The organism is Vibrio jasicida 090810c, assembly GCF_002887615.1.
GTDB lineage: Bacteria > Pseudomonadota > Gammaproteobacteria > Enterobacterales > Vibrionaceae > Vibrio > Vibrio jasicida.
In genome coordinates this window covers 564,894-582,713 of the sequence record NZ_CP025793.1, presented here as the reverse complement: position 1 = coordinate 582,713, position 17,820 = coordinate 564,894, and the positions used below count along the sequence as shown (strand labels likewise).

Here is a 17,820-nt window from a genome sequence, read left to right as displayed (position 1 = left end):
CATAAAATCAAATAAGGCCGCTGTTCAAGCGGCCTTTTAGTATTAACAACGAAATGACTAGTTATACGCCCTCGCCAACGTACCACTCCCTTGATATTGGTAGAGCTTACAATCGTTAGTGATAAACGCGGATTCTCCGGCTTTAAGAGTCAGACTTGTCTCTGATGTCATGACCTCAACACTGCCTTCAACACAAAAAACAATCTCAGCACCACGCACAAACTGTTGCTTGCATTCCTCATCGGAAGAGAGAATATCAAACCCAAAATCGTCCACCGGAATTGGATAGCTCAACTTGCCCTCTTTGTGGATTGGCGACAGTTTAATCTGTTCCGGTTGCGTGGTGTGAAATGCCGTATTGGTGATAAGCTCATTCACATCAATGTACTTGGGCGTTAACCCAGCTCTAAGCACGTTGTCAGAATTCGCCATGATTTCCAACGCTGTACCCTGCACATAAGCATGAGGCGTTTCGGCATGGAGGAACATCGCTTCACCTGGCGCGAGTTCTATCGTGTTCAACATCAACGGAGACAGCAATCCAATGTCTTGCGGGTAGTGCTTTTGAAATTCCGCCACATAACTGAGCACTTCTCTTTCCAATGCCGTCTTTGGACCACGCTCTAACGCTGCGTCCAGTTCTGCCAAGGATTGAATTTTATGAGTTTCGCTCAACGTCATGATCGCCGTGAAGAAGTCTTTCAACCCGTCTTGATTTGGGTGCTCGGCTAACGCGGTCACCTCGCCGTCTAAACTACGAATACCGAATTGGCGGAACAGCATCAGTATTTGTTCTATCGGACGAAAGCCATTCATGGCCTTGTAGAAAGTCAGCGCATAGACTAACTCAGGCTTGTGATTAGCGTCTTTGTAGTTGCGATTAGGAGCATCAATTGGAATACCTTGTTCATTCTCTCGTACAAAACCAAGTTCAGCTTTACGCTTGCTAGGATGAACTTGAATCGAGAGCGGAGAATCCGCCGCAAGCACTTTGAATAGGTACGGAAGTTCACCGAAACGCATCATGGTGTAATCACCAAACATACTTGCTTTGTCTCTCGCAATCACATCAGATAATAACTCACCGGTTGCTGCGAGGCGCGAGCAACCATTAGGGTGGGCTCCCATCCAAATTTCAGCTTGAGGTTGATGTTTCGCATTGTCGATGCCAAATAGTTTAGAAATCGACTCTTTGCTTCCCCAAGCGTAGTTTTGAATCACGTTATCTAACTTGAACAGTGACATCTCACACTCTCCCACGGTGTTTTAACACTGCAATTTGATCGCTTTAATCAAGGCTGAAACGCCCTGCTCGACTTTGCTTCTCGGACAGCCCAGATTGAGTCTGAGATAGCCTTTACCAGAATCGCCATAAACATCTCCAGACATGATGGCGACATTGAATTGCTCAATTAACGCTTGATTAAACAGCGTCATATCTAGATTCAAAACAGATAAGTCAATCCATGCTAAATAGGTCGCGTCTGGGACAAGGTAACTCACTTCAGGAAAGGCGCTTTCAAGTGCTTCTTTCACGTATTGATGATTAGCCAATACATACTCGTTAAGCGCCTTTAACCAAGGTTCTCCGTGATGATAAGCCGCCATCGTACCAAGCACACCCATGATAGAAGGCGATGAAAGACCATCCACCTCTTTGAGTTTATGCAGATAACGTTCGCGAGTTGGTGAATCCGCGATCAACGCATACGCGCCATTCAAGGCTGGAATATTGAATGATTTAGACGCCGATGTGACGACAGCCCAATCTTGTGAACAACCAAACCCCACGTAAGGGATGTGACGCTTAAAGCTCACGTCCATGTGGATCTCATCCGATATCACTTTGACTTGGTGTTGGTTACAAAGCTCCGCCATCTTTTCCAATTCGCTTTGGTTCCACACTCGCCCTGTTGGGTTATGAGGGTTGCACAACAACAGCACAGTGTTGTTCTGGTCAGCGAGTTTGGTTTCCAGATCTTGCCAGTCAATTTCAAATCGACCTTGCTGCTTGATGAGCGGACTGCAAACGCACGCACGACCTTGCCCTTCAATCATTTTGTCGAACGCATCATAAGCTGGCGTATGGAACACCACGCCCTGTCCCGGCTGACTCCATTGCTCAATCAGCTTTGACACAATGTAGATAACCGATGGTCCGTACACCACTTGCTGAGTGTCGATTTCGCAGTCAAAACGAGTTTGATACCAGTAGCGAATCGCGGACTTAAAATCCTCATGGTTCCAGCGGCTATAACCTAATACCGGATGCTCTAAACGTTGTTTAAGTACATCCATCACGGGCTCTGGCGCAGCAAAATCCATATCTGAAATGGTAAACGGCAATAAACCCGGTTTTCCAAATCTATCCTGAACGTAGTCCCACTGCGTGCAGTAAGTGCCGGTGCGATCAATCGGTGTATCAAAGTCGAAATTCTGAGTCATACGAATATTCCAATATTAAGGTCCCTCGTCACAATCTCATTGGGGGGAGGATGGAGATTGTGCCGAGGGGGAGCATCTATCAAGGCAGTGATTAGCTTGCAGACATGATGGCTTGCATTTCGTTCTTCACAAGGTGAACTTGCGTACCAATAACGACTTGCAGGTTGTGCTCATCAAGCTTCACTACGCCCAGAGCGCCGTTGGCTTTCAACTTAGCGTCGTCGACCAAACTCATGTCGTTAACAGACAAGCGAAGACGAGTGATGCAGTTATCCAGAGCCGTGATGTTCTCTTTGCCACCAAGAGCTGCCAATACTGCGGCACCTTTGCCAGATTCATTGATGAAAGCGGCTTCAAGCTCTTTGTCCACTTCCGCCGTGTCGACTTCACGACCTGGTGTTTTTAGGTTGAACTTAGTGATCGCAAACTTAAATACTGAGTAATAAACCACGAACCAAACACCCGCCACCAGCGGTACTAAGTACCATTTCGTTGCCGTGCCTTGCAGGATACCGAACACCAAGAAGTCAATCAGGTTGCCGTCTGTGTTACCGATGGTGACATCAAGCAAGCCCATCACCATAAAGCCCAGACCTGTCAGAATCGCATGGACGAAGTAAAGCACTGGCGCAACAAATAGGAACAAGAATTCAAGCGGCTCAGTGATACCGCCTACCACACAAGCTACGACGCCAGAGATAAGCAGTGCTTTGATTTTTGAGCGGTTCTCAGGGCGAGCACAGTGGTACATCGCAAGAGCCGCACCCGGCAGACCGCCTAGGAAGGTTGGCATTTTACCTTGAGACAAGAATGCCGTGACTTCCGGTGTAAATGCCGTTGTGTCAGGACAAGACAATTCAGAGTAGAAGATGTTTAGTGCGCCAGACACAGTTTGACCACACACGTCCATAGTACCGCCTGCTTCAGTGAATCGAATCAGCGCAACCAAGATATGGTGAAGACCGATAGGCAGCAATAAACGCTCGCCTGTACCAAACAGCATTGGACCGAAATCGCCCGCGCCTTCAATCACATGACCGATACCATTGATGCCCGCAGCAAAGTAAGGCCATACGAATGGGATAAACACACCGACAACGCCCAGTACCAAGGCAGAAATGATTGGAACAAAACGAGCACCACCAAAGAACGCTAGCGCATCTGGCATTTTGAAGGTGTAAAAGCGCTGGTGAAGTTTCGCAACAATCACACCAACGATCACCGCGCCAAGGATACCAGTATCAATCGATTCAATACCGATGATGCTTTTCACACCGTAAGCGGCACGTTCCGCTTCACTATCTAGTACACCAGCGACGGTTAGGAAGAAGTTGATCGCAAGGTTGAACGCAGCATAGCCAACGAAACCCGCGAAACCTGCCACGCCTTTCTCTTCACGTGCTAACCCAAGCGGGATAGCAACGGCGAACATTACAGGCAAGTAAATGAATGCGACAAGACCGATTTTGGTCATCCACATAAACAGGTATTGCAGAGGGGTGTTGTCTAAAAATGGGATGGCTTCTTTGATAGCGGCGCTAGAAAACGAGCTGCCGACACCAAGAAGAATACCTGAGAATGCCAGCAGCGCGACTGGCAACATGAAGGTCTTGCCGAGGCTTTGCAAGAACTCCCACATGGTCGATTTATTGCTTTTAGACATAGTTTGTCTCCGGAAATTGAGAACTTGTAGGGCTCATACACATCACATTATGTGCGCATGAAGTGTTGTTTTTATGCACTCAATATACGCTGCTAAAAATTTTGATAAAACGTTTTACCAAAAATTCTGTGATCGAGTTAGATATCTTTTTCCACAAACTGTGTAGGGCTTTTAAAATCAACCTAATAGGGTTACAGTTTGATGATAAAACGTTTTTCTAATCCATAAAGTGAATCTATGTCGTCAAAAAAAGTGACCATTACAGAAGTCGCTAAACATGCTGGCGTGTCAGTTACCACCGTCTCTATGGTGTTGGGGAATAAAGGGCGGATCTCTCCAGACACAATAGAAAAGGTCAACGCTGCGGTTGAAGAGCTTGGCTATATCCGTAACCGTGCCGCTGCCAACCTACGATCCAATTCGAGTGAAATCATTGGATTGATCCTCAAAGACATCAGTGATCCCTATTACGCAGAAGTCGCGGCAGGATTGAGTGAGGAAATTGAGCAGCAAGGTTACATGCTGTTTCTGGCTCAAAGTGGGGATAGCCAAGAAAAGTTTGAGAAGTGTGTATTAACCATGGCACGCCAAGGTGTCGGTGGTATCGCATTTTGCCCGATTGGTGAAAGCCAGCAGTTCAATGTCGAAAACCTCAAGCAGCACAATCTGCCAATGGTCTGCATTTCACGCGCTTCGGTGGATAAGCAAATCGACTACGTGGGACCAGACAACATGTACGCCGCCAAGTTGGCGACGGAGCATCTGGTTAAGCAAGGGCATCGCAGAATCGCTTATGTCGGTGGCGCGAGCAGTTCTTTGTGTCGTGCTGAGCGTATTGGTGGGTATTGTTCAACTCTGATGCAGTTTGGTTTGCCTTTCAAACCAGAGTGGGTGGTCGAGTGTGAGAAAAGCCAAGCGTCTGCCGCTCAAACTGTGCAGCAATTGTTGTTGGAGCATCCACAGATTACTGCAGTCCTTTGTCACCATTCCTCGACGGCACTAGGCGCGGTCTATGGCATACATCGAGCAGGACGATCCATCGGTAAAGATCAGTTTATCGGCGAGCAAGTATCGGTGATTGGTTTTGATGACGTTGAAGAAGCAGAGTTAATTGAACCACCGCTCACCTTCGTTAATTCCAATGCACGAGAGATGGGAAGACAAGCGGCAAAACGATTGATCAATCAACTGAAGCAAGAAGACAGCGAGCCTTACAGCTTGATCCTGCCTCCCAAACTCATTGTTCGTGAGTCGGCTTAACCCAACACCACTTCCACGCCTTGCTTTCTCAGTTGTTCGAGGTCGCTTTTCGGAGCGGCTTCGTCGGTTAACAGCACCGAGATTTCACTCGTTTTACCAATCGAAGATGGGTAGATTTGCCCAAACTTGCTTGAGTCCGTCAGCACAATGTTACGACGCTTTTTCGCAATGATGGTTTCAGCGATTTCTGCGCGCATCATGTCTCGGCTAGTAAAGCCAGTATCTTGATGGAAGCCGTCAATACCCAAGAAAGCCGTGCTGAAATGAATGTTCTCAATACACAACTTGGTTAACGGTCCAACCAAGCTCTCGCCTTGATGCTGATACACTCCACCAAGCAAGATGATGTTGGCTGAAGTGTTTCGGATGAGATGGGCGATGTACGCCGATGGGGTAATGATGGTGACATCACCACGTTCAGCCAACGTGCGAGCCAAGAGCGCATTTGCACTGCCCCCTTCGATTAACACGGTTTCGTTTGGCGATACCAAGTCTACCGCTTTGTTGGCTAACGCTTGTTTGATGTCGAAGCGCACTTCGAGTCGCGTATCAATATCGTCACTTTGTAGCGCCGTCGCAGCGCCGTGTACACGCTTTAAGTAGCCTTGTTGCTCAAGGAAGTTCAAATCCTGCCTGATGGTCACACCCGACACGCCAATGATGTCAGAAAGCTCCGTCACTTGAACGCGTTTACGGTCATTAACCAATTGCAGGATTTCGTTTTGTCTTGAGTTCACAGGCTCGCTCCTTATAGATGAGCTTGCAGTATACGTCCGAACACTTTCATATGAAAGCAGCCTGTGAACGATGGAAATAAGCTAAGTCGCGTTACACCGTAAGCTCAAGACGGTTGCCATCCGGATCTAACACGCAGCTTTCGTAGTAACCGTCACCTGTTTGTCTCGGACCATCGATCCATTGGTAGCCATCATCCACTAAGGTTTTGGTCAATTGATCCACTGCCTGTTCAGATCCTAGAGCAAAGGCAAAGTGTGCTAATCCTGTTACCTGCATCGGATGAGATTTTTCACAGGCGCTCACACCTTCCATCGACATCAACTCCAATCGTGCACCACTTTCAAACGAAAGAAAGTAAGATGAAAACTGCTTAGTTGGGTTGTGGTATTTGTCGTTAGACACCGCGTTAAAGTATTTCTCATAGAAGGCTTTAAGCTCTTCCAAACGTTCAGTCCAAATCGCGATATGTTCAATTTTCATTAGGATTCCCCCTAGCTCTTAACTGCGTTCAATCTAACGAGGAAAAGCAGCACAAAAAAGAGAGCAAATCACCACCGAGTTGTTCCTGTTTTATGGTTGGAGTTGTGTTTAAGCGAAAGTGATGCCCATAATGACGCAAAGTTTTTCAGGATAGAATGATGGAAGAAATTTACTTCGCAGGCGGCTGCCTTTGGGGCGTTCAAGAATTTATGCGTCACCTTCCGGGCGTAATTAGCACCGAAGCAGGACGAGCAAATGGCTCAACGGATAACACTCAATCCGAATTCGATGGCTACGCCGAATGCGTGAAAACCCAGTTCGACCCTGCACAAGTTTCGGTTGAAACTTTAATGGGATATCTGTTTGAGATCATCGACCCGCACAGTGTAAACAAGCAAGGTGAAGACGTAGGTGAAAAGTACCGTACCGGTGTTTATAGTCAAAACAAACAACACCTAGCGATTGCCAAAGCATTTATCGCATCAAGACCAGAAGCCGATAAGATCGCCGTAGAAGTACTGCCACTCACAAACTACGTACCAAGTGATGATGAGCACCAAGACAGGCTCACGCGCTTTCCAAACGACTACTGCCATATTCCGTTAGATTTGCTGCATAAGTACAAGAATCCGTCTTAATGGATAAGCTAAATCCAGCGTACCAACCCCTCCTAACCTCCCCTTGGCTTTAAATTCGGAGCTTACATTCGCCAATGTGTATCAAGGGGAGGAACTAGCTGAGCTCACTATCAGCTCTCCTAAGCGCTTTATTTCTTTTCTCATAGAGATAGAAAATGAAGCTATTAAAAGGGTTATTGGAGTGCTTTTAGCACAAAGCCTCTTTTTTATAGCAAAATTGAACCATATTTGATTCCCTTCTCGTTTATTTTCAAGCTTCATTATTAATTTCAAAATAAATGGAATATAAGTCACAATACTAATTACCTTCTAGCTCATTGATATTAATGACTTCTATCACACTTAGCTCTCAGTGATACAAAAATATAGTTATTGGATTTTTTTTACTATTTCAGAAAACCGTAACATTAATTAAATTTGCCTCATTACTTCAGTACCAATGAGTCAAAAAATGATTACAGAACTAACAAACGTCAATTTAATTAAAGGCAACCTTCAAGCAAATAATAAAAAAGAAGTCTTTGAAGAGCTAGCACAGATGCTATTCGAAAATAATCGAATCAGCAGCAAAGAGGCTTTTTTAACCGACATCGAAGCACGTGAAGCATTAAGCGTGACTTCAATGGACGGCATCGCTTACCCACACGCAAAAAGCAAAGCGGTTACAGAGCCTGCAATCGCTGTTGGCGTAAAGCGCGAAGGCATCGAGTATGGCGACGAAGAGGGAGTCAAACCGACCGTATTCTTCATGATTGCCTCACCAGATAACGGTGCCGACCACCATATTTATGTTCTTCAAGAATTATTCGGAAAATTTAGCGAAGAGTTTATTGAAGATATTCATAACGAAAAAGACGAAAACCAAATACTAAATATTTTAATTAATTCATAAGGCGTGAAATTATGAGTACAATCACAGCTCAAGCTAGTAATAATAGCGATTTCAAAAAAATCCTAAGTACCATGAAAGGTCACCTTTTATTCGGTACTTCTCACATGCTTCCATTTATCGTTGCTGGTGGTGTACTACTGGCGCTAGCGGTAATGGCATCAGGTAAAGGTGCGGTACCTGCGGACGGTTTATTGGCTGATATTTCTAATATCGGTATTAAAGGTCTGGTGCTGTTCCCAATTATTCTTGGTGGCTTCATCGGTTACTCAATTGCAGACAAACCAGCTCTAGCACCAGCGATGATCTCTTCTGGCATCATGGCTGACATGGGCGGCGGCTTCCTTGGTTGTATCGTAGCGGGCTTCATCGCTGGTGGTGTGGTATTCCAACTTAAGAAGATCCCTCTTTCTGCTAACATGACTGCGTTGGGCGCTTACTTCATCTACCCTCTACTAGGTACGCTTATCTCTGCAGGTATCGTTCTATGGGGTATCGGTGAGCCAATCAAGATCTTCATGGCTTCTATGAACGAATTCCTAGCTTCTATGGCTGGCGCTTCTAAAGTGGTTCTAGGTACGATTCTTGGTGGTATGACTGCATTCGATATGGGCGGTCCAATCAACAAAGTAGCAACGCTATTCGCTCAAACTCAAGTTGATACTCAACCATGGCTAATGGGTGGTGTTGGTATCGCAATCTGTACGCCTCCTCTAGGTATGGCACTAGCAACATTCCTATTCAAGAAGAAGTTCACTAAGCAAGAGCAAGAAGCAGGTAAAGCAGCAGCAATCATGGGTTCTATCGGTATCTCTGAAGGTGCTATCCCATTCGCAGCAAACGACCCTGTACGCGTTCTTCCTTCAATCGTTGCTGGTGGTATCGTTGGCTGTGTGTTCGGCTTCCTAACAGACGTACTACTACACGCACCATGGGGCGGTCTAATCACAGCACCTGTATCAAGCAACATCCCAATGTACGTTGTGGGTATCGCACTAGGCTCACTAACAACAGCAGTTATCGTTGGCTTCTGGAAACCTGTTGCTGAAGAAGAAGCAGAAGACGAAATCGCAGAAGTAGCACCTGCACAAGCTCAAGCGGCTCCAGCAGCAGGCGAAGGCGAGTACGACATCGTAGCAGTAACATGTTGCCCATCTGGCGTAGCACACACATTCATGGCAGCGAAAGCACTAGAGAAAGCAGGTGCGGCAGCGGGTCTGAAAATCAAAGTAGAAACTCAAGGTCAAAACGGTATCCAGAACCGCATCACTGACCTAGATGTAGCAAACGCGAAGCTGGTTATTCTAGCTCATGATATCCAAGTAAAAGACGCTCACCGCTTTGCAAAAGCAAACGTTGTTGAGTGTTCAACGAAAGAAGCGATGCGTAACGCAGCGACTCTTGTGAAAGCTTAAACCTTAAGCTCCTCCCCCTAAGAGCCCTTTCCCCCAAAGGGCTCTATTTCAAGTTTTTAAGTTTTAGTAATACCCCTGATTTTTTTAATTATATAACCCTACAATTTACAAGGCTTTAAAAATGAAATTCAAACCTTCCCTACTCGCTTGCGCAGTTCTCAGTGGTCTAGTCGGTCTGACTGGCTGTAACGACGACACAACTAACATTTATGAAGGCGGTGACACCAACCCTGCACTGCCGGATATTCCTGACGGCGGCAAGCCAGTATGTCCTCCAGTTGGCGATGGCGACTGTGATGACAAGCCAAACCCAGAAACACCTGAAATCGACATGGGCGTTCACATTCCGGTAGATTTCGCCGATATGGACGTAACACGCTACGTCAACCCATTCATCGGCACAGGTAACCTAGGCAATACCTACCCTGGTGCAACCACACCACACGGCATGGTGCAGCTTTCTCCAAACAACGGTTCTAACGGCTGGGAATACATTTCAGGCTACTACTACCACGACGCACGTACTTCCGGTTTCTCTCATACCCACCTTTCCGGAGCAGGTGCTGGCGACTTGAACGACATTCTCGTCATGCCAATCAACTCGCGTTCGGATTACATGATTGATGAAGGTTCAGCAACGCTCAACCTAGAAGCGTCTCGCTTCCAGCATCGTGACGAGCAAGCGACGGCAGGCTACTACAAAGTCGATCTATTGGATTACGACATCAAAGCTGAGTTGACGGCGTCTGATCGCGTTGGTGTCCACCGTTACACCTTCCCTCGTGATGAGAAGTCAGAAATCATCGTGAACACTGGCTTCAAAATTAACTGGGACTACACCTCAGATTCTTACTTGAAATGGGACAAAGACAATAACCGTCTTGAAGGTCACCGTTTCTCTGATGGTTGGGCACCAAGCCAAAAAGAATTCTTCGTGATGGAATTCGACCAACCAATCAAAAACGTTCGCTTTGCTTACTACGATAAAGAGCAAGGTCGTTACATGGACGTGCCAGAAGGCATTACGGAAATCGGTAACGAAACACGCGGCAAGTACCAATACGCGCGCGCTTACGTTGAGTTCGATACATCCAAAGACGGCTTAACGGTTGAAGCGAAATTGGCGCTATCAAACGTTGAGATTGGCGAGAACGGCAAGTCTGGTGCTTCTCTTAACATGACAGAAGTTGCGGGCATGAACTTCGACCAAGTACGCGAAGCAGCAACGAAGAAATGGGAAGACGAACTCGGCAAGATCCAAGTCTCTGGCGACGAAGATTACAAACAGACCTTCTACACCGCGATGTACCACTCGTACCTAGGTCAAACCATTCACTCTGACTTAGATGGTCGCTACCGCCAAGTGCACCAAGGTCGCAACGCTTACCCAGATGGCAACACACCTTGGGGCGATAAGATCGATACGCTAAAAGAGTCAATCCGCACAGCCGATGCAAACAAAGATGGCAAAGCAGACTTCACGCGCTACGACACTTTCTCTTTGTGGGATACCTACCGCGCAGTTCAACCGCTGTCTTCGATTCTTGAGCCTGACCGCCTAGCCGACGTGGTTCTGTCTATGCTGTCTTACGCCGAAGAAGAATGGGTGGATGACAAAGGCAACGTGCGCAAAGGTCGCCTGCCTGAGTGGACATTCAAAGGCAACGAAACTGGCATGATGATGGGCATGCACTCAACGCCTGTAATTCATGATGTGTTGTCGAAAGGCTCACTAGAAAAACGCATGATTGACCTTGGCTTCACAGAAGCTGAGCGCAAAGACGTAAAAGAACGTTTAGTTGAAGCGATGATCACTGACGCGCGCGCCGCAACGAGCCAAGGCGTAGCATGGATCAAAGAGTACGAAGAACAAGGTTACGTGCCAGCGCAATTGCACGACACTCCACCAGATTCTTACGGCGGTCACTCACCGTTTAAAGACTCTTGGACAGCATCTTACTCGCTTGAATATTCAATGAACGACTGGGCAATCGCACAATCGATCAAGGAAGTCTTCGGTGAAGAAGATCCACGTTACACCGAGTTCGCTAACCGTTCTAAAAACTGGCAAGCGCAATTCGACTTCGGTGGTAAGCAATACCAAGGTTGGTTCAAAGCCCGTGACTACGATGGCGAGTTTATCGATGCAGGTTGGGTAGACCCAATCACCGGTCGTGCGGTGGGTAAGGATTGGCGTCCAGACATGTTCAACTGGTCATTCTCTGAATCGAACGGCTGGCAATACTCGTTCAGTGTTCAGCACGACATTCATGGCTTGATTGACCTGATGACACGCTTCGATAAGACACAAAACCCTGAAGCAGAACGCGGTGACTTGTTCGCAGCTCGCTTGGATGAGTACTGGTCAACCTACCCAGATCGCAACGCAGGCGACAACCAATTCCCAGTGTTCAACACAGGTAACGTTGGTCAGCACGTACAAGGTAACGAACCAGATATCCACGTGCCGTACTTGTACAACTACGTAGGTCAACCTTGGAAAGGTCAGGCAGCCATCGCCGCAGCGACCAACATTTGCTACAAGAACACCGCTGACGGCATTTGTGGTAACGACGACTTCGGTACGCTCTCTGCGTGGTTCGTGTTCCGTGCACTTGGCTTCTACCCAGTGAACGCTTCTTCTGGCATCTACGAAATCGGTACTCCGCTGTTTGACAGCGCGTCTATCGATGTCGGCAACAACCAGAAGTTCACGGTTACGGCGAAGAACGTTAGCCGCGAAAACATCTTCATTCAATCGGCTCGCTACAACGGCAAAGACTTCAACCGTACTTACCTGACTCATAACGAAATCATGTACGGCGGTGAGTTGGAGTTCGTGATGGGCGACAAACCAAATCAACGTTGGGGCTCTCTAGAGCAAGATCTTCCACCAGCACAAGGCATCGGTGAGTTCTTGCATGAAGGCGAGATGCCAGCAGGTTCTCGTTAATCCCAATAGTGACAACTCAGCCGGGAGAGCCCATCTCCCGGCTATCCCTACAAGCAAATTTTATAAGCAGTCCTTTATAAACACTTTTATATACGAATAACGACAAAACGGTATGCACATGTTTAAACGTAATCTTATCTCTTTGGCTATCCTGGTTGGTCTGACGGGTGGCTTGGCTGGCTGTAACAGCGACAACGATTCTTCCTCTTCACTGCCGAGCGATCCAATTGTTGATCTTGCGGTGTTGAAATACGTCGATCCTATGATCGGCACAGCAGCTTCTGGTCATACATTCCCGGGCGCGACGGTACCGGCAGGTATGGTTCAACTGTCTCCAGATACTTTCATCGGTTCTAACACAGACCATGAATCTGGGCTTAACCCTTGGCACTCGGCTTCTGGCTACTGGGATTCATCTAACTACGAAACTGGCGAAGTGGTTAACACTGACGTTCCGCTGTACGGCTTCTCCCATACTCACCTTTCAGGTACAGGCGCAACGGACTTAGGCGACATCTTGGTTCTGCCATACGCAGACATGGCGAACACACAACTGAACTCTTTCGACAAAGCCAATGAAGAAGCAAGCGCAGGCTACTACAAAACCAAGCTAAACCAAGGTCAAATCGAAGTAGAACTGAGCGCAACCAAACGCGTTGGTTTGCACAAATACACCTTTGCTGATGGCGCAGACCGCAACGTGAAGTTCGATTTAGGTCATACCCTAATGAACAACAACGGCAAGTCTTTGAAGAACAAAGTAGAAGTGGTGGACGAATACACTATTCGCGGTCGTAAAACATCAACAGGCTGGTTCCAAGGGCAAGATCACCAAGGTCAGGACATCTTCTTCTATGCGAAATTCAACCAACCAATCGCCAAAGCACTGTTAGGCGAACAAGACCTAGAACCAACGCGCGAAATGCGTAATGGTGCGGTTTACTCAGGCGATGATCTGACGGCTTACCTAAACTTCGGCACAGGCGAAGAGCCAATTGAAATCCGCGTGGGAATCTCTCCAGTTAACTGGCAAGGCGCACAGAAAAACTTAGAAGCGGAAGCACCAAGTTTCGACCTAACAAAAGTAAAAGAAGACGCAGAATACGCGTGGGCTGAGAAGCTGGCGAAAATCAAAGTAGAAGGCGGCACAGACGCAGAGAAAACCAACTTCTACACTGGCATGTACCACATGATGATCGCCCCAATCGAGTTCTACGATGTGGATGGTCAATACGTGGATATGCTTGGCACAGTGCGCACACTGAAAGATGGCGACACACCAAACTACTCGATTTACTCAACGTGGGATACATTCCGCGCCGTTCACCCAATGTGGACTATCATCGACCCAGACCAAGCAACGCTATACGTGAAAGACTTGATTCGTAAATCCAACGACGAGTTTGGTCTATTACCGAAATGGGAAGGTCACGGCTCAGAAACCGGCACCATGATCGGCTACCCATCGGCAGCAATTCTAGGCGATGCGGTAACCAAAGGCTTGATTGATGCAGAGCAGGCTTACACCGCGTCAGTAAAATCAGCACGTTACACGCCGCATGAATACCCACAGATTCATGACGACATCCTAAGCTCACTTATGGCAGGTCAGTTGAACTACCACGAGAAAGAACAGTGTGTTCGTTACCCGAACTGGAACTCAGTGTCGTACTCGTTGGAATTCTCATTCTACGATTGGACGATCGCAGAAATGGCGAAAGCAGCTGGCGATATGGACGCGTATGAAGAGTTCAAAGCTCGTTCTTACAACTCTTTGAAACACTGGGATGCAGAAGCAGGTAACGCAGACGGCACGGGCTTCTTTGTACCAACAGAATTGAAAGAAGGCGACCCATGTGCACTGAAATACGCTTCAACTGACTTCGACCCTTACAAGTCTGACGCGTTCTACTACACAGAAGGCAACGCGTGGCAGTGGCAATGGGCGTTTATGCAAGACTTGGACAAACTGACTGAAATCATGGGCGGCACTCAAGGTCTGAACGACAAGCTGAACAACCTATTTACTGCCGATCCAAATGGCGGCGAAGCGCACCAAGACATGACAGGCTACATCGGTCAGTACATTCACGGTAACGAGCCTTCGCACCACGTCATCTACTTGTACAACCGTACTGAAGAGTCTTACAAGGCGCAGGAATACCTAGACCAAGTTTACGACCAGTTCTACAAACCGACACCAGACGGCATCATCGGCAACGAAGACGTAGGTCAAATGTCGGCGTGGTACTTGATGTCGGCACTGGGCTTCTACCAAATCTCGCCAACCGATCCAACCTACAGCATCGGTCGTCCAATCTTCGACAAAGCGACGGTAGACATTGGTTCTGGCACGTTCACGGTAACGGCTGAGAACAACGGTCCAGACAACATGTACATCAAAGAAGTGACCATCAACGGTAAGCCTTTGGATGTGTACAACACCTTCCAGCACAGCGAATTCAAAGCAGGCGGCGAACTGCACTTCGTGATGACGGCTGACAAGTCTGAAGCAATGCAAGCCAACCTAGGCGAATAGTGATTTTGAGGGGACTTCGTGTCCCCTTTTCTCGTGGAATAAAAACAATGAAACTAAAAAGAACCCTACTCTCTACCGCAGTGTTAACCGCCATGCTTGGTCTTGCTGGTTGTGGCAGCGACTCTGATCCAGAAACTCCGGTTATCTCTACCCCTACTTTGGAATTCGTTGATACCTTGATCGGCACTAAAGGTCTTGGCAACGTTAACCCTTCTCCAGTCATGCCAGAAGGTATGATTCAACCTTCACCAGATAACTTCGATCCAAACGGTTGGAATGGTAAAGGCTCGCCTGTTGAATACGATCCTGTACACAGCCTGCTTTCTGGCTTCTCAATGACCCACATTTCCGGCGCAGGTAAAGGCGATTTAAACGACTTCGCCTTCTTGCCATACACAGGCTTCAATACTGATGCCGCGACCATGGATAAAAGCTCGGAAGTGGCAGAGGTTGGTTACTACTCGGTTGATCTTGTAGAAACCGGCGTAAAAGCTGAACTGTCTGCAACCGACCGCGTGGCGTTCCAACGTTACACCTTCAAGCCGGGTGAAGACCGCAAAGTACGTATCGATCTTCAACACGAACTGTTGGAGCAATACGGCAACCACTCTCGCAGCATCTACTACAAACGCGTTAATGACACCACCGTCGTAGGCGCGCGCACCTCAAACGAATGGGGTCAATGGCAAACCGTGTTCTTCGCGGCAGAATTCTCAGATCCAATCATTGAAGAAAACCTGTACACCAAGCTGGCTTCTGAGAGCAAACTGACTCCAACCGACGCTACGGAAGTCGGCTTGGAAGATTACCGTGGCTACGCAGAGCACAAACCAATGCCGGGCGAGCCAGAACCTGACCCAGAACGTTTGGCAAAACGCGCAAACGATGTCCTGACGCATTTGAACTTTGGTCAAAGCGATGAGCCGTTGGTGGTCAAGGTAGCGATTTCTGGCACTGGCGTTGACGGCGCACTGAAAAACCTAGAAGCAGACACCAACGGTTGGGACTTCGACAATGTCGTACAACAAAACCGCGTGGCTTGGGAAAACATCCTTGGCGAGTTTGAACTGGAAGGCGGCAACAAAGCCGACAAGACCATGTTCTACACCTCGCTCTACCGTACGTTCGTTGCCCCATTCCTATACCAAGACGTGGATGGCAAATACCGTGGCATGGATGGCAAAGTGCACCAAGCAGAAGACGGCTTAGTGAACTACTCGGTATACTCAATGTGGGATACGTTCCGCGCCGCACACCCACTGAAAACCATCATCGATAAAGACCGCGCGATTGAACACGCACGCGATCTATTGAACAAATACCAAACGGGTGGCGTGCTGCCAAAATGGGAACTGCACTCGGATTACACTGGTGAAATGGTCGGTCATCCTGCGGTCTCGGTTATTGCCGATATCATGGTCAAACACCCAGAAGCCTTTACTGCTGCCGAGTTTGATTTGGCGTTGAAAGCTGCTGACGAAACAGTCAACTTCAACCTTGATAAAACCGAAAGCTGGGTGCCTTACCAAGATGCTTGGAACGGTGACAAACGCTTCACGATCATGACGCGTCACAACGACTACCAAGAAGACGTCGGCTTTATTCCAGCTAACACCAAATGGGCGCCAGATTCTGGCGACAAACCGGGTTACGTGGAAGGTTTGAAAGTCGATAAATACGACGAGCTTGTGAACGAATCGGTGTCTTACGGTCTTGAGAATGCTTACTACGACTGGTGTATCGCTCAGATCGCTAAACTTGCAGGCAACGACCAGCAGTACGACCGCTACATGGCGCGCTCTGAATCGTTCAAGAACTACTTCGATTACAACCCAGAGCAATACGGCAAACTGCAAGACACCAAAGGCAACGCATTGGGTGCAACGGGCTTTATGCGTCCGGCTTACATGAACAGCGGCAGCAAGGTTTGGGCAAACAACCTGAAAGCCGAATGTTTGGACGAGAACATGGCGCTGTCTATCCCAGACGGTATGGACTACAACGCATGTAAAGACCGCAAAGCACTCAACGAAAGTGACGTGTTCTGGCCTTACCGCGCCGAGCACCGTGGTGAAGACTTCACCGAAGGCAATACATGGCAATGGACATGGTTTGCACCGCACAACTTGAACGGTCTAGCCAACGTGATGGGTGGCGAGCACATCGACCGTACTGACTTCTCTCTTCCTGAAGACGTAACCGAACAAGGCAAAGCGGCATTCCTCGCTAACTTGAATGCGCTGTTTAATGCGGACTCCAACGCCGATACGAGCCAATCACACGACATGTCGGGCTACATCGGTCAGTTCGTGATGGGTAACGAGCCTGATCACCACGTGCCTTACCTATACAACTGGACGGCAGAACCTTGGAAGACACAAGAAATCGTCGACCAAGCGATGAACGAGTTCTACCACCCAACGCATGAAGGCCTGATTGGTAACGAAGACGTCGGTCAGATGTCGGCGTGGTATGTGATGTCTGCATTGGGCTTCTACCAAGTCACACCGGGCGAAGCAAGTTACACCATAGGTCGTCCTCTGTTCGACAAAGCCGTGATTCCAGTCGCGGACGGTAAATTCACCATCACCTCAGAAAACAACAGCCAGAAGAGCATCTACGTTAAGTCGGTGACCATCAACGGCAAACAATTGAGTGACAACTTCAGCTTCGCGCACAGCGATTTGAAAGACGGTGGTGAGCTGCATTTCGTCATGACTTCAGACAAATCTGAAGCGATGAAAGCGCAGTAACCGATACCCATCCAAATAACGAAAGGGGGCATCTAGCCCCCTAAAAA

The 17,820-nt window shown here is 47.9% G+C and carries 12 protein-coding genes; 7 read left to right on the top strand and 5 right to left on the bottom strand.

All coding sequences use genetic code 11. From position 1 onward, the window contains the following. Positions 1-57: 57 nt before the first annotated feature. From manA to malX, 3 genes are all read right to left on the bottom strand, one after another. A complete protein-coding gene (gene manA / locus C1S73_RS20235; RefSeq protein ID WP_038869150.1) occupies positions 58-1,245 on the bottom strand; it encodes a mannose-6-phosphate isomerase, class I in 1,188 nt (395 codons plus the stop codon). A gap of 21 nt (positions 1,246-1,266) precedes the next feature. Further along, on the bottom strand, positions 1,267-2,445 hold the full coding sequence (locus C1S73_RS20230; RefSeq protein WP_038869149.1) for a MalY/PatB family protein: 1,179 nt from the start codon (positions 2,443-2,445) through the stop codon (positions 1,267-1,269). A 91-nt stretch (positions 2,446-2,536) separates the two neighbouring features. Then, on the bottom strand, positions 2,537-4,108 hold the full coding sequence (gene malX / locus C1S73_RS20225; protein ID WP_005436347.1) for a maltose/glucose-specific PTS transporter subunit IIBC: 1,572 nt from the start codon (positions 4,106-4,108) through the stop codon (positions 2,537-2,539). Positions 4,109-4,345: 237 nt separating this feature from the next. On the opposite strand from malX, the gene malI reads away from it, so the two are divergent. Further along, positions 4,346-5,368, top strand: coding sequence for a Mal regulon transcriptional regulator MalI (gene malI, locus C1S73_RS20220; protein ID WP_005453001.1), 1,023 nt, complete (start codon positions 4,346-4,348; stop codon positions 5,366-5,368). Here the strand turns inward: malI and C1S73_RS20215 are convergent. Together C1S73_RS20215 and C1S73_RS20210 are read right to left on the bottom strand one after the other, a co-directional pair. After that, positions 5,365-6,105, bottom strand: coding sequence for a DeoR/GlpR family DNA-binding transcription regulator (locus C1S73_RS20215; RefSeq protein ID WP_038869147.1), 741 nt, complete (start codon positions 6,103-6,105; stop codon positions 5,365-5,367). The two genes, malI and C1S73_RS20215, sit on opposite strands and share 4 nt — an antisense overlap. A 91-nt stretch (positions 6,106-6,196) precedes the next feature. After that, positions 6,197-6,586 (bottom strand): VOC family protein, encoded by a 390-nt coding sequence (locus C1S73_RS20210; protein WP_038869144.1) that lies wholly within the window; start codon positions 6,584-6,586, stop codon positions 6,197-6,199. 158 nt (positions 6,587-6,744) lie between these two features. Between C1S73_RS20210 and C1S73_RS20205 the strand changes: the two genes are divergently transcribed. From C1S73_RS20205 to C1S73_RS20180, 6 genes are all read left to right on the top strand, one after another. Continuing rightward, positions 6,745-7,224 (top strand): peptide-methionine (S)-S-oxide reductase, encoded by a 480-nt coding sequence (locus C1S73_RS20205; protein ID WP_038869143.1) that lies wholly within the window; start codon positions 6,745-6,747, stop codon positions 7,222-7,224. Positions 7,225-7,675: 451 nt separating this feature from the next. Then, positions 7,676-8,116 carry a PTS sugar transporter subunit IIA gene (locus C1S73_RS20200; RefSeq protein WP_038869142.1) on the top strand — a complete coding sequence of 147 codons (441 nt, stop codon included), beginning with the start codon at positions 7,676-7,678 and terminating at the stop codon, positions 8,114-8,116. An 11-nt stretch (positions 8,117-8,127) separates the two neighbouring features. Next, entirely contained in the window at positions 8,128-9,528 is a 1,401-nt protein-coding gene (locus tag C1S73_RS20195; RefSeq protein ID WP_017189627.1) for a PTS fructose transporter subunit IIBC, read from the top strand. Positions 9,529-9,649: 121 nt separating this feature from the next. Then, the gene (locus C1S73_RS20190; RefSeq protein ID WP_038869140.1) at positions 9,650-12,481 is read left to right on the top strand and encodes a GH92 family glycosyl hydrolase; all 2,832 of its coding nucleotides are present in this window, start codon (positions 9,650-9,652) and stop codon (positions 12,479-12,481) included. Between the two features lie 118 nt (positions 12,482-12,599). Next, positions 12,600-15,020 carry a GH92 family glycosyl hydrolase gene (locus C1S73_RS20185; protein WP_038869139.1) on the top strand — a complete coding sequence of 807 codons (2,421 nt, stop codon included), beginning with the start codon at positions 12,600-12,602 and terminating at the stop codon, positions 15,018-15,020. A 47-nt stretch (positions 15,021-15,067) separates the two neighbouring features. Then, a complete protein-coding gene (locus C1S73_RS20180) occupies positions 15,068-17,773 on the top strand; it encodes a GH92 family glycosyl hydrolase (protein WP_038869137.1) in 2,706 nt (901 codons plus the stop codon). Positions 17,774-17,820: the final 47 nt, after the last annotated feature.

What these genes read in the sequence shown, in the direction of transcription:
- C1S73_RS20205 (WP_038869143.1), top strand. Translation starts at nt 6,745, where the DNA reads ATGGAAGAAATTTACTTCGCAGGCGGCTGCCTTTGGGGCGTTCAAGAA.
- C1S73_RS20210 (WP_038869144.1), bottom strand. Translation starts at nt 6,586, where the DNA reads ATGAAAATTGAACATATCGCGATTTGGACTGAACGTTTGGAAGAGCTT.
- C1S73_RS20185 (WP_038869139.1), top strand. Translation starts at nt 12,600, where the DNA reads ATGTTTAAACGTAATCTTATCTCTTTGGCTATCCTGGTTGGTCTGACG.
- C1S73_RS20180 (WP_038869137.1), top strand. Translation starts at nt 15,068, where the DNA reads ATGAAACTAAAAAGAACCCTACTCTCTACCGCAGTGTTAACCGCCATG.
- malX (WP_005436347.1), bottom strand. Translation starts at nt 4,108, where the DNA reads ATGTCTAAAAGCAATAAATCGACCATGTGGGAGTTCTTGCAAAGCCTC.
- C1S73_RS20195 (WP_017189627.1), top strand. Translation starts at nt 8,128, where the DNA reads ATGAGTACAATCACAGCTCAAGCTAGTAATAATAGCGATTTCAAAAAA.
- manA (WP_038869150.1), bottom strand. Translation starts at nt 1,245, where the DNA reads ATGTCACTGTTCAAGTTAGATAACGTGATTCAAAACTACGCTTGGGGA.
- C1S73_RS20200 (WP_038869142.1), top strand. Translation starts at nt 7,676, where the DNA reads ATGATTACAGAACTAACAAACGTCAATTTAATTAAAGGCAACCTTCAA.
- C1S73_RS20230 (WP_038869149.1), bottom strand. Translation starts at nt 2,445, where the DNA reads ATGACTCAGAATTTCGACTTTGATACACCGATTGATCGCACCGGCACT.
- malI (WP_005453001.1), top strand. Translation starts at nt 4,346, where the DNA reads ATGTCGTCAAAAAAAGTGACCATTACAGAAGTCGCTAAACATGCTGGC.
- C1S73_RS20190 (WP_038869140.1), top strand. Translation starts at nt 9,650, where the DNA reads ATGAAATTCAAACCTTCCCTACTCGCTTGCGCAGTTCTCAGTGGTCTA.